The organism is Natronorubrum daqingense, assembly GCF_001971705.1.
GTDB classification, from domain to species: Archaea; Halobacteriota; Halobacteria; order Halobacteriales; family Natrialbaceae; genus Natronorubrum; species Natronorubrum daqingense.
On sequence record NZ_CP019327.1, the window covers coordinates 74692 to 87899 of the forward strand.

Genomic DNA, 13208 nt, shown 5'->3' on the forward strand with positions numbered 1-13208 from the left:
TTGAAGATGCTCGGACCGACGTGTTGATACCCGTGCCGGCGCACGATTCGCTCGAGATGTCCCCGCCACCGACGGCCGCACTCGCCTTGCTCGGACTCTGGATACTCGTCGTGTTCGCCGCGACGAACGCGGCTGCGTACTCTCAGTGGTGGTCGAGTACGGAGGTCGATCCGACGGCAGACGAGCCGAATTGACTGAATTTCGCCGGTGCTCTCCTCAGCCGAAGACGGCGAACGAGACGACGAGGAGTGCACAGATTATCGCTCCAGAGAGCGTCGCGAGGAAGTTTACCCCCTGATTTCCGAGCACCGTCCCCTCGAGCGTCGCTCCCAGCAGACTGTCGACGGTCATCCCGACGATGCCGGCGGTGACGATGATGACGGCACCGACGACGGTGACCTCGGGAAAGAGGAGGTAGGAGATGCCGGCGACGACCACTGCGCCGGCGATACCGGCGACTTCACCCTGCCAGGTGACGCCGCCGTCGGTGCCCGGTTCGACGGGCTCGAGGGTCGTGATCAGTCGGGGCGTCTCGAAGACGCTGCCGATCTCGCTCGAGAGGGTGTCGCTCATGGCCGTCGCCACAGAGCCGGCAAAGGCGAACAGAAACAGCGTCGGTTCGGGGTCTCCGGGCACGAGCGAGGCCGAACTGGCAGCGTAGCCGAGGACGGCGATGATCGCGACCGCTGCGTTCCCGAGGACGTTCCCGCTGCCGCGTGCGCCGTCGTTCGCTTCGGCGACGCCCATCTCCGCTTTCTCTTCGTACCGGAACTTCGAGGAGAGGCCGCCGATCGCGAAAAAGGAGATCAAGACGACGAACCAGCCGTACCCGCCGAGGACGATCGTCAATAATCCGAGCAACACGCCGGTGAGCATCCCCGCGATGGAAGCCGTCTTGAGGGCGTAAGAGGCGTAGCCGAGGGCTGCGGTAATTGCGAGTGCGAGGGCGATTTCGCCGACCGTGAGCGAGAGTGCTGGCTCGAGTTCGGCGAGCAGCCAACCCAGGAGGCCAACCGAGAGCATGACGATCGGGTCGTCGCGTGCGAGGAAGATGTCGCGTAACAGTGAAGCGAGGAGCGCGCCGCTCGCGCCGAGAAAGACCATCGTCGGGGCGCTCGAGCCGATCGTTTCCTGAACGCCGCTTTCAGCGGTGAGTGCGTACGTAACGGCCTGTCCGGCGACGGAACCACCGGTCGAGACCAGGCAGAAGACGGCTACGGGGACGATGGTGTGGTCGGTTCGGCGTCGAGTGAGTTGCTCTGCGACGTTGCCGTAGCCGATGAGCAACACGGTGGCGACGAAGATGACGACCGACATCGACGTCGTAATCGAAATGAGTCCGAGCGTCACGGCCGCGAGAACGAAGGTGATGAGTCCGTACAGCCGTCCGTCCTCGTAATCACCCGGGTACGCGAGGAGGTCGAAGAGCGGCCCGTCGGTGACGGCGAACGCACCCAAAATGACCGTGGCTGCGATCGCAGCGCCAACCCACGGGCCGCCGACCGGGACGGCGAGGGCGAGCGTACAAAGGAGTGCAAACGCACCTGCCCGCCGAACGGCTGCTGTCACGATATCGAGTCCTTTCTGTGGCGATTACTTGAAGGTTCGTGAACCGTTCCGAACCCTCTCACACCCGTGTTTTCGCCATCCTCAGTGAGTCACGCACCGGGCACCGTCCTCGAGTGTGCACGATCGAACGGTCCGCTTTGGGTTTCGCGTTCCCGTGGCGTGAAAACCCGTAACCGGTATAGGAACGGGCGGGAAACGCTCCCGCTGTGGGAGTGTACGAACAGTATCTGTCGCTTCGCATTCGCCGCCACGAGGGTGAGCCGCCGGACCACATCGCCCTCGTCCTCACCGAACGGGACTTGCTCGAGCGCGGAGCGTACGAGACGCTGACCGACTGTTTCGGCTGGGCGTTCGAGTACGCCTCGCAGGTGACGGTGTACGTGAGCGTTCTCGACACGGCTGCCGTTCCGGCGTTGCGACGAGAACTCGAGACGATCGAGGCACCGCAACCGGTTGCCGTTCGCGGACCGGACGACCGGACGCGCGCCGACGCGCCGATTCGGATCGGGATCGGCCTCGGGGGCAAACACGAGTTCACCAGCGCCGTCAGGACGCTCGCGACGCGGGTCGAAGATGGCGAACTCGAGCCCGACGAGATCGACGACGAGCAGGTCGAAGAACACCTGATCTTTCCCTCCGAACCCGACCTCGTCATCAAAACCGGTGCCGAGCGACTCTCCGATTTCATGATCTGGCAATCGGTGTACTCGGAGTTGTACTTCACCGACGTCAACTGGCGGGACCTCCGCAAACGAGACTTCTTGCGTGCCGTTCGAGAGTACTGCAATCGCTCTCGACGGTTCGGTCGATAGGAAACGTCGGTTACCGATCTACTCCTGTGCGCGCCGGTGTCTCGACGGTTTCCACTACCACACCGAGTGGATTCTCGAGCCCGACGATCGGCCCGTCGACGGACAACTCCTCGCCCTGTAATTCGTAGCTGAGAACACCATAATCCTCGAGTTTTGGCAGTATCTCGTGGACGAGTGACACGCGTGCACGCTCCAATGAGACACCGTCGAGACGCGCCATTCCCGACGCGAGAGACTCGAGTGTGAGCGTCGGCTCGGCCCTCGAGAGGAGATAGATGCTGATCCGCGTCCGACCGGTTGCGAGGATGGAGTACGCCGTCTCGACGGACAGATCGGTCACCCGTGCAAACCTGTCGATGTCGATACGAATGTGGGGTGATGACATGGTTACTGATGCACGAATGACAACTATAGCTCTTGTGGAACAATGCTGTCACGTCGAGAATAATACTACTGCGAAAATGCCGACTGAAGCGGCTCGTACGGGTGCTGTAACGGTTTCCCGATAATCACTCCCCGGAGCAGCGACCACCGGTAAAGAACCACGACAGCCGCTCAGTCCGCGGCCTGTCCGCTCGAGTCGAGTCCGTCGGCGTGAGTGCTCTCGGTCGTCTCGAGCTCTTCCGGATCGGGTTGCTCGCCGGAGGGCAGCGAATCGCGGAATCGTTCGACGACCGATTTCGCTTCGACGAGTTCGGGATCGCTGACGGCTCCGAGGAGGGCGATGGCGCGTCGCGCACGGGTTCGTCGCCAGGACTCCTCGCGGTGCTCGTAGGTCCGGATTCCGCGAAGGAAGTCCGCCTTGGAGAACTCCGGCCAGTAGGGAGCACAGAAGAAGACTGCCGCTTCGTTTCCGTTGGCGTGCCACGGCAGGAAGTTCGAGGTCCGTTCGTCCCCGCCCGTTCGGATGATCAAGTCGACGTCGCGAACCGGGCGGTCGTAGAGTCGGTTTTCGATCGTCTCGACGGTGATCTCTCCGGGCTCGAGCCCCGCGCGCTCGACGTCCGTTGCGACGCCCTGAACCGCCTCGAGCAGTTGTGACCGGCCGCCGTAGGCGAGGGCGATGTTGAGAACGAACTGATCGTAGCTTCGGGTTCGGCGTTCGGCGTACTCGACGGCGTCGCGGACGCGTTCGGGGAGGCGTTCGACCTCGCCGAGGGCGCGAATTTGGACGCCGTTATCGTGAACGCGGTCGGCGTCGGCGAACTCGCGGAGTTTCTCACAGAGCAGGTCGAACAGCGCCTCGTTTTCCGCTTCCGGCCGGTCGAAGTTCTCCGTCGAGAACGTGTACAGCGTGAGCTCCTCGACGCCGATTTCCTGACACCACTCGAGGACCTGTTCGGTCGTCTGGACGCCTTCGCGGTGGCCGTCGGTCGCGTCGTCGCCCTTCCGACGGGCGTACCGTCTGTTCCCGTCTTGAATAACTGCAACGTGCGTCGGCGCGCCGGAAACCTCTCTCGAGAGCACCTCCTCGTAGACTGCATCGACGCGTTGCCGGAGCCAGCGCTTCATTGGCGAACAAAAGGTCAGCGATCCCTATGTGTCTTGTGTGGTATACGACACCATGAGAACGAAAGGGGCGTCACGAACGGGGGAAATCGTGACGGCTATCAGTTCGGCGTGCGTCGCGGTGGACAATGGCAGACACCATCGACGACGACCTCTACCGGCGGACCAAGGCGTTGCTCGAGCCGGGCGAAATCGACCTCAACGGTGCGATCGTCCACACCGACTACGACGGGCAAGCGGACGTCCAGATGATGCAGGCGACGATCGACGTCGGCGACGTTATCGCCACGCACTCGGGTCACGATCCGACCGACTGTTACGTCTACTCGGGCAACGACGATACCGACTTTTCCTCGAACCAACACCAGGGGCTGACGCTCGAGGACGAGGAATTCGTCTGGGAGTGCCAGCAACTCCTGCGAGAGGGGAGTTTCGACATCGTGATCTACTACCGAGCGAGCGCCGATCACGAGGCGATTCTCGACGACATCCGCGACCTCGGCTTCGACGTCACGGGCGTTCGCGGCGACTAAAGGACGGATTGTTTATCAGCGAGCAGTACCGAGCACGCGTATGACTTCGGACGTCGACCTCACCGAACGCGAACGGGCGGTCGTCAACGCCTTTCAGGGCGGCTTTCCCGTCGCGAAACGGCCCTTCGAACACGCAGCGGCCGCGATGCGCGATCGAGGGATCGACATCGACGCGACGGCGCTGCTCGAGACGATTCGTGACCTGGACGAGCGCGGCGTGCTCTCCCGATTCGGCCCGCTCGTCAACGCACAAGAGATCGGCGGTGCGGCGACGCTGGTCGCCATGCACGCCCCCGACGAGCGTTTCGACGAGGTCGTCGAGACCGTCAACGACCACCGCGAGGTCGCACACAACTACGAACGCGAGCATCCGTACCTGAACGTCTGGTTCGTCGTGAGCGTTGCCAAAGCCCAACAGGTCGATGCGGTCCTCGAGCAGATCGAGGCCGAAACCGGCCAGGAGACGTACAACCTGCCCAAACAACAGGAGTTTCGCGTCGAAGCCAAATTCTACGTCGACGGACCACTCGGTCCCTCGGACTCGGACTCGAGCGATTCGACCACACCGGGCGTCGACTGCTCGGCCCCCGGTCCCGACGTGTCGCCCACCGACGCCTCCACGTTGACTCCGGCCGAACGCGACCTCGTGCTCGAGGTGCAGGGCGGACTGCCCCTCACCGAGACCCCATACGCAGACGTGGCCGACGCGATCGACCAGGACCGCGAGTGGGTACTCGAGACCACGAAACGCTTCGATCGAGAGGGCAAGATTCGACGCATCGGCGTCGTCCCGAATCACTATGCCCTCGGCTACACGGAAAACGGGATGACCGTCTGGAACGTCCCCGACGAACTCGTCAGCGAGGTCGGCCCCGAAGTCGCCTCGCTACCGTTCGTCACGCACTGCTACGAACGGCCGCGTCACGAGGGCGTCTGGCCGTACAACTTCTTCGCGATGACCCACGGCCGCAGCGAGGCCGAAAGTGACCGGCGCATCGAGCAGGTTCGCGACACGATGGCCGAGTACTGGGACGTCGATGCGGACGACTGGGACTCGTTGTTTTCGACGCAAATATTGAAGAAAACGGGTATCCGGCTCGAGGAGCGAGCGGACGCGAACACAACGGGGGGTGACGAACTGCAAACATGATTTGTCCGCGAGCGACGGTCAGCGAGAGCAGCGCTCTCGCCGGACGGATTTTTTGCGCGAGTGGTCCGCTCCGCGGACCCGAGTGGAAAAAAGGTGGGCACGGATGATTCCACTGCTGCACGATTTCTCGAGTGCTCGCATTCTCGTCTTCGGCGGCGGTTCGGTCGGCGCGCGAAAGGCTCGCCGGTTCGCTCGAGAGGCAGATGTCGTCGTCGTGAGCCCCGAGTTCGCGGACGAATCCTTCGGCGGCGCGTCTCGCATTCGGGGCGCACCCGAGCCGGAGGAGATCGACGACTGGCTCGAGCGCGTCGACCCCGCGCTGGTCGTCGCCGCGACGAGCGACGAGGCGATCAACGACGCGATCGAACGAGCGACTCGAGCCCGCAGTATCTTGCTCAACCGCGCGGATCGCTCGGGGGAACGCGACGCGGGAAGCGTCGTCGTGCCCGCAACCGTTCGGGAAGACCCGGTCGTCGTCTCGATCGCGACCGGCGGGACGGCACCCGCCGTGAGCAAACATCTCCGACGCGAACTCGAGGAGACGCTCGAGGGAGCGGGCGAGATGGCTCGACTCTGTGGCGAACTCAGGGAGGAACTCAAATCCCGGGACGTGTCGCCCGAACGCCGTCGGGAGATCGTCACCGACGTCGTCGAACGTCCTGGCGTTTGGACAGCTTTACGTACGGGTGCTCCTAACTGTGGACAAGTGATTGAGGACGTGCTGAGCGAAGAACTGCCTACCGAGGGTGATCGATCGTGATCCCATCCGGTGTCGTAACCGGTGCACGCGTCACCCACGAGAGCGGGAGTGTCGACGACCTCGCCGCCGCGAGCCCCGAGAGTCAACGACACGGTGTGACGGACCTGTGCTCCGTCCCAGCGATCGAAGAGGCGTACGTCCTCTCGACGTGTAACCGAGTCGAAGCGTACGTCGTCGCCAGCGACGCCGCCGTCGGTCGCGTCGCCGTCTCCCAGTTTTTCGACGGTGTCGACGACGACAGCGTGGTCGTCAGCGACCACGACGAGAGCCTTCGACACCTCCTCTCTGTCGCGGCCGGCCTCGAGTCGGTCGTCCTCGGCGAAGACCAGATTCTCGGCCAGGTACGAACGGCCTACGAGGACGCCCAGAGCGCCGGCGGTATCGGCGAAATGCTCGAGGCTGCCGTCACGAAGGCCATCCACGTCGGCGAACGGGCGCGAACCGAGACCGAAATCAACGAGGGCATCGTCTCACTCGGCTCTGCAGCGACCACGCTCGCCGCACAGGAACGATCGCTCGAGGGCGTTCGCGCGCTCGTCGTTGGGGCCGGCGAGATGGGGCGACTCGCGGCTCGAAACCTCGCAGACGCGGGCGTTTCGGAGGTCGTGGTCGCCAACCGAACGGTCGACCACGCCGAACACCTCGCGAGCGAACTCGAGGCAACGGCCAGTGCGACGTCGCTGTCGGCGCTCGAGTCCCTCGCAAGCGACGTCGCCGTCGTCGTTACGGCTACCGGGAGCGCCGAGCCGGTTCTCGAGGAGACGCACTTCGAATCCGGCGGCTCCGCCGAGAGCGCGGGCAGCCGTTCGACTGCCGGGGACGATTCGACGCGAGTCGTCGTCGACCTCGGCCAACCTCGAGACGTCGCGCCGGCAGCCGACGATCTCCCGTCGGTGACCGTCTACGATCTGGACGACCTCGAGTCGATCACCGCCGAGACCCGCGAACAACGCGCCGACGCGGCTCTCGAGGTCGAGTCGATGGTCGATGCCGAATTCGAGTTGCTCTGTGAGCAGTACAAACGCGCTCGCGCGGACGAGGTCATCGCCGCGATGTACGAATCCGCCGAGCGAATGAAACAGCGTGAACTCGAGACGGCGCTCTCGCGACTCGAGGGCGAGGAATTTTCGCCCGCTCAGCGAGAAATCGTCGAGTCGATGGCCGACGCATTAGTCAATCAACTGCTCGCGCCGCCGACCAAGAGCCTCCGCGAAGCCGCTGCAGAAGACGACTGGAGCACGATCAACACCGCACTCCAGTTGTTCGATCCGGAGTTCGGCGGCGACGACGGCCCGATCGCGCCACCGTTGCCGACCGAGACAGTCGCGACCGAATCCGGACTCGAGGCGACGGACGACGATTAGCGCGGAACGGACTCGACACGGTGTGTGAACGATTGCGACGTAGTGAGGGGAATTTCCGAGAGAGTAGCCGTTTTTCGAGCGATCAGCCGGCTTTCGAGTGACCAGTCGGTTTTCGAGCGACCAGCACTCGAGCGTTAGTGCCAGAGCTTCGTCGCGTCGACGACCTCGAGATCGTCGTCGGCGTCGACTTCCCAGATCCGGAGGACGAGGTGTGCCTTACAGTAGTATTCGGTGGTCTCGATCCCGGTGCGCTCGTTTCTGAGCACGAGCTGGCAGGTGTCGGTATCTAAACACGTTCCAGACCGGTCACACATACGAACATCTCTCCATAGCCGTCTCGATGGTAAGTCCCTGTCGGTGAACACGATTCGCGCGAGTCGAGCGCGATCCGTCGACACGCAATCATTATTTGGATGGATTCCGTTCGAGTGCGTATGGCCGACCTGCTTTCCGACGACGAAATCGAGGCGCAGCTACCCGACGAGTGGACGCGCGATGGCGACGAAATCGTTCGGACGTACGAGTTCGACGACTACCTCCGCGGCGTCAACTTCGCCCAGATGGTCGGCGAAATCGCCGAAGCGCAGTTTCACCACCCCGAGACCATCATCCGCTACGAGGAGGTCGAAATCCGACTGACCTCCCACGAGGAAGGGGGCATTACCGACGAGGATATCGACATGGCCGAACTCATCGAATCCGAGCGAAACGCCTGAGGCGATGGAGGCCCAGTACGTCTTTCGCGCCCGACTCCACCTCGAGTCCGAGCGCCCCGACGTCCATCTCGAGCCGTCGACCGCCGAACCGACGGTGACCGTCTTCTTCGACGCCGCCGAGCCGGGCACCGACGGCTGGAAATTCTTCCGAGAGACGCTGTGGCGCGGCGAGGTGAACGACGAGGCGTACGGGTGTACCCTCATCGAGGAGTGGCTCGACGAACCCGTCGAATCCGTCTCGTTTCGGGAACTGCAGGTCGACGAGGCGTACTTCGAGGCGCTCAAAGACGAAATTGCGGCCGATCTCGAGGCGTTCAACGCCGACGACGTCTCCGCCGTTCTCTCGAAGTACCTCGGCTCGAGCATTCGCGTCCTCGAGTAACACGCTGGTCGTGGACGCTGGCTACGGCTCGTTTGTCTCCTCGAGTAATCGGTCGGTCGTGGCTCTTGCAGGCAGTATCTGCTTTTTCCCCGACGGTGAACCACCGATCATGTGTGCATCGTTGGCGGACGAGGACGTCGGCAAACTCGTCGAACGGGCCGACGGCCGGGTGATCGGAACCGTCGACTCGCTCGAGGGTGGGACGATTCGCGTCGAACCGGAGCCCGACGCGCTCGACACTATCAAGGCCCGATTCGGGTGGGGTGACCTCGGCGAACCGTTCACGCTCGAGGAGAGCGACGTTCGAGAGACCTCCGACACCCGCGTTCACCTCGAAGAGGGGTTTCGGCCGAGCGACCGCGATCGAACCGGTGAGACGGCGGACGACGCGTCGGACGGTGAGGTGCGAACCACTGATCAGTCGACTCCTGGCCCCGAAGAGCCTCGGAATCGCTCGGATCCCTGAGGTGTCCACTCGAGTCGACTTGCCGCTTGCAGGCACCACCGGCTTGCCCGGCGTCCGAGTAGTCTTCGCTATGAGCGCTCGTCTTACGCCGAACGACGTCGGGAAACCCGTCGAAAACGCCGCGGGAGAACGCGTCGCCGTCGTCACCTCGGTCGACCGCGATATCGCGTACGTCAGGCCGGCTACCGATTCGCTCGAGTCGATCACCTCGTCGATCGGGTGGGACGGCATCGTCGAGCAAAGCATCGGCCTGCACAGCGACGCCGTCCGCGAGGTTACCACCGAGACCATCCGACTCGAGGGTGAGTTGCCGTCGACCGACGATACCGTTACTCCCGCACTCGACAGCGGGGGCGGGGGCTCGCCCGACGAAGCGTAACGGCGTAGTGACTGCCACGGTACGGACGACACGGACGAGCGCGCCTCCTTAGTGGGCGACGTACACGGTCGCCCTCCACCCCTCGGCCGATCCGTGTTGCGTGTTCCGGCCCGGAAACTACACCGTTGGTCGTGATTGGAGGGGTATGTCACGACGAGAGGCCGACAGTGGACGCAGCGCTATCGACGACGCCGGCTCGGACGAGCACCAGTCGATCGTCTTCGTTCACGGCGCGATGTTCACGCGAAAACTCTGGCTCCCGCAGGTGCGCGGACTTGCGGACGACTATCACACGGTCGCGTTCGATCTCCCCGGTCACGGCGACCGCGCAAACGAACCGTTTCGAATGAACCCGGCAATCGCCGTTCTCGAGCACGTGATCGAGACGGAAACGGACGGCAGCGCGGTGTTGGTCGGGCTCTCGCTCGGCGGGTACGTCGTGACGGAGTACGCCTACCGCTACCCCGACGACGTCGACGGACTGGTGCTGACCGGTTCGAGCGCGAACCCCGTCGGCGGGATGGAGACGCTCACTCGAGGGGCCGGGGCGCTGGCTCGCCTCGCGACGAAACCGGACATTGGAGAGCGGACGGTCCGGCGATTGGGCGAGCGGTGGGTTCGAAATCGGGACCTCCCAGCGGACGTCGAGGCGGCGATCATCGAGGCGGGAATCTATCCGAGACAGTTCGGCAACGCCGGTCCGGAAATCGCCGGCGAGGACTTCCGCGCGAAACTCTCGACGTACCCCGGCCCGACGATGGTGCTAAACGGCGAGCACGACAAAATCATGCGACGAGGAGAACGAGCGCACGCCGGCGCGGCCCAGGACGCCCGCCTCGAGGTGCTCGCGGGCGTCGGTCACATCTGCAATCTCCACCGCCCGGCGACGTACGCGGATCGCGTTCGACGATTCCTGCGCCAGCGCGTCGTCACGACGCAGTAAGGGCTCGGTGGGTGTCTCGAGTCGGGCGAGCGGTGGGTAACAGTCGGGCGGAGTGGGTACGACTCAGGAGCGTCGATCGCCGATCGCATCGCGGAGGCGACCGGGGAGTCCGAGGATGGAGATCCCGAAGCCGAACAGGACCATCAGCGCGTAGACGCCGAGCGTCGAGGTCCAGACGACGAACATCGCGAGGACGGCCCAGCCGCCGGAGAGGAAGTAAAACGCCGCGATGGACATCGCCGTGCCGTACAACAAGACGAGGTACGGTCCCCAGTCGTGGGCGTGGCCGCGACGGAGTTTTCGCCGAACGTAGCGCTTGAGATCGCCCTCGAGCGAGTCCTTTTCGACGGTCCGCCGTTCGACGTTGTCCTCGAACGAGTCGACTCGGTCGCGAAGCCGTTCGATCTCCTCTCGAAGGGCTTCGGGATCGTCGGATCGATCTCGAGTCCGAGCGCGCTGTCGGGGGCTCGAGTCGGTTTCTGACGGCTGCGTGGCCGTGGCTGCCTCCTCCTCCGTCGTCCCCTCGTCGGCACCCGTGGCGTCGTCGGTCATCGCTTCTATGGAAACCTGTCGTCGGCCGGGACTTTGTAGCTGCCGATCCGCTTCACGGTCGGCGAGGACCGCGTTGAGCACCGCACCGAAGACGAGGATGATCGCCCCGACGTACAGCCAGATGAGCACGAGGAAGACGACGCCGATCGCGCCGTAGAGTGCGTATCCGCCGGTCAACTCGGTGTACACGGAGAACGTCCGACTCAGGGCGAACCAGCCGACTGCAGCGACGACCGTTCCCGGCAGCGCCTCCCACAGGCTGACGTTCGAGTCCGGGAAGATGACGTACAGCGGTAAGAACGTGACGACCAGTCCGAGGACGATGAACAGGGGACCGACGACGCTCGTCCCGAAAACGGGGAGCACGCGAAAGAGGTACTCGAGTCCGCCGACGATCGTCAGTCCGAACGCGATCGCGATGAAGACGATCATCGCGTCCCAGGCGGTGTCGACGAACGACTTCGACGCGGCGGTGCCGTAAATCTGTGAAAACGCTCGATCGAGGCCACGCAGGACGCGACTGGCTCCCCACAACAGTCCGAGCGCGCCGAGGACGGTAGCACTCTGGCGGTTCGTTTCGTCGAGCACCGTCTCCGCGAGGAGTTCCTGCGCCGACGGCGTGAGGATGTCGCTCGCCGCGGCCGTCAGCTGGGACGCGAGCGCTTCACCGCCGATCGACGCGGCGATTCCCAACCCGAGCAACAACATCGGCACGAGCGAGATGAAGCCGTAGAAGGCGACGGCGGCCGCGAGCAGCGTCAGCTGTTGGTGACGAGCGACGCTGATTAGTTCGCGTGCGACTTCGAGGAGTTGGTTGCGATCGAGCACTACTGACCCCCTACGAGGGCCAGCGACGTATGTCGTTCTGTGGCATACTCTGGGGCGAACCGGCGTCGGCTCGCACGATCGGCCACTGACCACTGTGAACGAACTTACTCGAGCGAGTCGCTCGTCGCGTCGAACATTTCGCCGACGCTCGCGTCCGTCTTGAACGTCGTTCCACCGTAGTGTGCCGGTGAGGCTTCGTACCCCGACTCTCGGAGATCCGCGAGGAAGTCGTCCATCGCGTTCGCGGGCAGCCCCCAGTTCTTGCACAGTTTGTGCTGATCGTAGTGAGTCGGCTCGTCGAGTTCCGTCTCGAGCGTCGTACAGAGTTCACGTCCCTTCTCTGCAGTGGCGAACGAGTCCGGAATCCGCTCGCGAACGTCGGCGACGAACTCGCGGTCGCGATACGGGCCGAGCCAGATCGGCCCGGCGACGAGGAGCCGTTTGCCCCCGCAGTTCGGACAGGTTTCGAGCGGGTCCGCGATCAGGCCGTGTTCGGCCTCCCTGTAGAGACAGTCCTCGCAACTCGAGACGTATCCCAGGTGCTCGAGTGCGGCGTCGGCTGCAGTCGGCTTGCGATCTAGCTCGAGGTAAGTCCGCACGTAGTGACTGGTCGCGTGGGTGAGGATTGGCTCGACGCCGACGTCGAAGCGGGCGGCGCTGCGAGCGAGCGCGGAGAGGAGGATCCGGACGCCCATCTCGGGGTGGTAGTCCGTGTTCTGGGGGACGGCGCTGTACGAACGCACGCCGCTGTTGAAGTGTGCGCCACACAGCGGCGCGGTGTCGGTGGCGGTCACGCAGACCAGGTCCCGACACCGAGAAAAGGCGGCGTCGGCGAAGGGCATCGGCGTCCCGTAGGGATCGAGGTCGATCACGTCGAACATCGACTCGTGCATGAGGGCGGTGACGTTTCGGTGTTCGACGCGGGCGTCCTCGAGTCCGTTTCGCTCGAGGTTGGCTCGAGCGAGGTCGACGGCGTCGGGTTCGACGTCACAGCAGGTCACGTCCCAGCCGTCGGCGGCCGCGCGAACCCCGCGAATGCCACTCGCCGCCATCGCGTCGAGGTACGATTCGGCTCGGTCCTCGTGCTCGCGAAAGGCGCGCAACGTCGCGATCGTTAGATCTCGGTTCAACTCCTGTCGGGGGTTGTAGAACACCGACTCCTCGACGCCTTCGGTCTGTTCGCCGGGGACCTCGAGTTCGACCCCACCCTCGGTGACGCGCATACACTCTCTCGAGGGTAGCGGG

The 13208-nt window shown here is 64.1% G+C and carries 17 protein-coding genes; 11 read left to right on the forward strand and 6 right to left on the reverse strand.

Annotated elements, in window-relative coordinates; genetic code table 11:
* The first annotated feature begins 32 nt into the window (after window positions 1-32).
* The gene (locus tag BB347_RS18870; protein WP_157524973.1) at window positions 33-194 is read left to right on the forward strand and encodes a hypothetical protein; all 162 of its coding nucleotides are present in this window, start codon (window positions 33-35) and stop codon (window positions 192-194) included.
* Between the two features lie 22 nt (window positions 195-216).
* Here BB347_RS18870 and BB347_RS00335 read toward each other — a convergent pair whose 3' ends face one another.
* On the reverse strand, window positions 217-1569 hold the full coding sequence (locus BB347_RS00335) for a DUF92 domain-containing protein (protein WP_076579602.1): 1353 nt from the start codon (window positions 1567-1569) through the stop codon (window positions 217-219).
* Between the two features lie 206 nt (window positions 1570-1775).
* On the opposite strand from BB347_RS00335, the gene BB347_RS00340 reads away from it, so the two are divergent.
* Window positions 1776-2381, forward strand: a complete 606-nt coding sequence (locus BB347_RS00340; RefSeq protein WP_076579600.1) for an undecaprenyl diphosphate synthase family protein — start codon at window positions 1776-1778, stop codon at window positions 2379-2381.
* Window positions 2382-2391: 10 nt separating this feature from the next.
* On the opposite strand, the gene BB347_RS00345 is transcribed toward BB347_RS00340, so the two are convergent.
* Window positions 2392-2766 (reverse strand): hypothetical protein, encoded by a 375-nt coding sequence (locus tag BB347_RS00345; RefSeq protein WP_076579598.1) that lies wholly within the window; start codon window positions 2764-2766, stop codon window positions 2392-2394.
* 170 nt (window positions 2767-2936) lie between these two features.
* A complete protein-coding gene (uppS, locus tag BB347_RS00350; RefSeq protein ID WP_076579596.1) occupies window positions 2937-3893 on the reverse strand; it encodes a polyprenyl diphosphate synthase in 957 nt (318 codons plus the stop codon).
* A 125-nt stretch (window positions 3894-4018) separates the two neighbouring features.
* Here uppS and BB347_RS00355 point away from each other — a divergent pair, with 125 nt between their 5' ends.
* The 4 genes from BB347_RS00355 to hemA all read left to right on the forward strand — a co-directional run bounded on the left by BB347_RS00355 (window position 4019) and on the right by hemA (window position 7697).
* Window positions 4019-4423, forward strand: coding sequence for a DUF5778 family protein (locus BB347_RS00355; RefSeq protein WP_076579594.1), 405 nt, complete (start codon window positions 4019-4021; stop codon window positions 4421-4423).
* 40 nt (window positions 4424-4463) lie between these two features.
* Window positions 4464-5573: a siroheme decarboxylase subunit beta gene (gene ahbB / locus BB347_RS00360; protein WP_076579591.1), complete on the forward strand. Its 1110-nt coding sequence runs from the start codon at window positions 4464-4466 to the stop codon at window positions 5571-5573.
* Between the two features lie 103 nt (window positions 5574-5676).
* Entirely contained in the window at window positions 5677-6333 is a 657-nt protein-coding gene (locus BB347_RS00365; protein ID WP_076579589.1) for a precorrin-2 dehydrogenase/sirohydrochlorin ferrochelatase family protein, read from the forward strand.
* A complete protein-coding gene (gene hemA / locus BB347_RS00370) occupies window positions 6330-7697 on the forward strand; it encodes a glutamyl-tRNA reductase (RefSeq protein ID WP_076579587.1) in 1368 nt (455 codons plus the stop codon). Before BB347_RS00365 ends, hemA begins: the two co-directional genes overlap by 4 nt.
* Window positions 7698-7831: 134 nt before the next feature.
* On the opposite strand, the gene BB347_RS00375 is transcribed toward hemA, so the two are convergent.
* Window positions 7832-8011: a hypothetical protein gene (locus BB347_RS00375; RefSeq protein ID WP_076579585.1), complete on the reverse strand. Its 180-nt coding sequence runs from the start codon at window positions 8009-8011 to the stop codon at window positions 7832-7834.
* A gap of 120 nt (window positions 8012-8131) precedes the next feature.
* Here BB347_RS00375 and BB347_RS00380 point away from each other — a divergent pair, with 120 nt between their 5' ends.
* The 5 genes from BB347_RS00380 (at window position 8132) to BB347_RS00400 (ending at window position 10583) form a co-directional block, all read left to right on the forward strand.
* Entirely contained in the window at window positions 8132-8413 is a 282-nt protein-coding gene (locus BB347_RS00380) for a 4a-hydroxytetrahydrobiopterin dehydratase (RefSeq protein ID WP_076579583.1), read from the forward strand.
* A gap of 4 nt (window positions 8414-8417) precedes the next feature.
* On the forward strand, window positions 8418-8795 hold the full coding sequence (gene lwrS, locus BB347_RS00385; RefSeq protein WP_076579581.1) for an LWR-salt protein: 378 nt from the start codon (window positions 8418-8420) through the stop codon (window positions 8793-8795).
* A 109-nt stretch (window positions 8796-8904) separates the two neighbouring features.
* Window positions 8905-9261 carry a hypothetical protein gene (locus BB347_RS00390; protein ID WP_076579579.1) on the forward strand — a complete coding sequence of 119 codons (357 nt, stop codon included), beginning with the start codon at window positions 8905-8907 and terminating at the stop codon, window positions 9259-9261.
* A gap of 70 nt (window positions 9262-9331) precedes the next feature.
* Window positions 9332-9640 carry a hypothetical protein gene (locus BB347_RS00395; protein ID WP_076579577.1) on the forward strand — a complete coding sequence of 103 codons (309 nt, stop codon included), beginning with the start codon at window positions 9332-9334 and terminating at the stop codon, window positions 9638-9640.
* Between the two features lie 145 nt (window positions 9641-9785).
* Window positions 9786-10583, forward strand: coding sequence for an alpha/beta fold hydrolase (locus BB347_RS00400; RefSeq protein WP_076579575.1), 798 nt, complete (start codon window positions 9786-9788; stop codon window positions 10581-10583).
* Between the two features lie 63 nt (window positions 10584-10646).
* On the opposite strand, the gene BB347_RS00405 is transcribed toward BB347_RS00400, so the two are convergent.
* Both BB347_RS00405 and BB347_RS00410 read right to left on the reverse strand, forming a co-directional pair.
* On the reverse strand, window positions 10647-11963 hold the full coding sequence (locus BB347_RS00405; RefSeq protein ID WP_076579573.1) for a YihY/virulence factor BrkB family protein: 1317 nt from the start codon (window positions 11961-11963) through the stop codon (window positions 10647-10649).
* Between the two features lie 104 nt (window positions 11964-12067).
* A complete protein-coding gene (locus tag BB347_RS00410; RefSeq protein ID WP_076579571.1) occupies window positions 12068-13186 on the reverse strand; it encodes a tRNA (guanine(26)-N(2))-dimethyltransferase in 1119 nt (372 codons plus the stop codon).
* Window positions 13187-13208: the final 22 nt, after the last annotated feature.

Bases quoted from the DNA above. Each gene is read 5' to 3' on its own strand.
- BB347_RS00345 (WP_076579598.1), bottom strand. From the start codon at position 2,766: ATGTCATCACCCCACATTCGTATCGACATCGACAGGTTTGCACGGGTG.
- BB347_RS00395 (WP_076579577.1), top strand. From the start codon at position 9,332: ATGAGCGCTCGTCTTACGCCGAACGACGTCGGGAAACCCGTCGAAAAC.
- BB347_RS00390 (WP_076579579.1), top strand. From the start codon at position 8,905: ATGTGTGCATCGTTGGCGGACGAGGACGTCGGCAAACTCGTCGAACGG.
- BB347_RS00410 (WP_076579571.1), bottom strand. From the start codon at position 13,186: ATGCGCGTCACCGAGGGTGGGGTCGAACTCGAGGTCCCCGGCGAACAG.
- lwrS (WP_076579581.1), top strand. From the start codon at position 8,418: ATGGAGGCCCAGTACGTCTTTCGCGCCCGACTCCACCTCGAGTCCGAG.
- ahbB (WP_076579591.1), top strand. From the start codon at position 4,464: ATGACTTCGGACGTCGACCTCACCGAACGCGAACGGGCGGTCGTCAAC.
- BB347_RS00355 (WP_076579594.1), top strand. From the start codon at position 4,019: ATGGCAGACACCATCGACGACGACCTCTACCGGCGGACCAAGGCGTTG.
- BB347_RS00365 (WP_076579589.1), top strand. From the start codon at position 5,677: ATGATTCCACTGCTGCACGATTTCTCGAGTGCTCGCATTCTCGTCTTC.
- BB347_RS00380 (WP_076579583.1), top strand. From the start codon at position 8,132: ATGGCCGACCTGCTTTCCGACGACGAAATCGAGGCGCAGCTACCCGAC.
- BB347_RS00375 (WP_076579585.1), bottom strand. From the start codon at position 8,011: ATGTGTGACCGGTCTGGAACGTGTTTAGATACCGACACCTGCCAGCTC.
- BB347_RS00400 (WP_076579575.1), top strand. From the start codon at position 9,786: ATGTCACGACGAGAGGCCGACAGTGGACGCAGCGCTATCGACGACGCC.
- uppS (WP_076579596.1), bottom strand. From the start codon at position 3,893: ATGAAGCGCTGGCTCCGGCAACGCGTCGATGCAGTCTACGAGGAGGTG.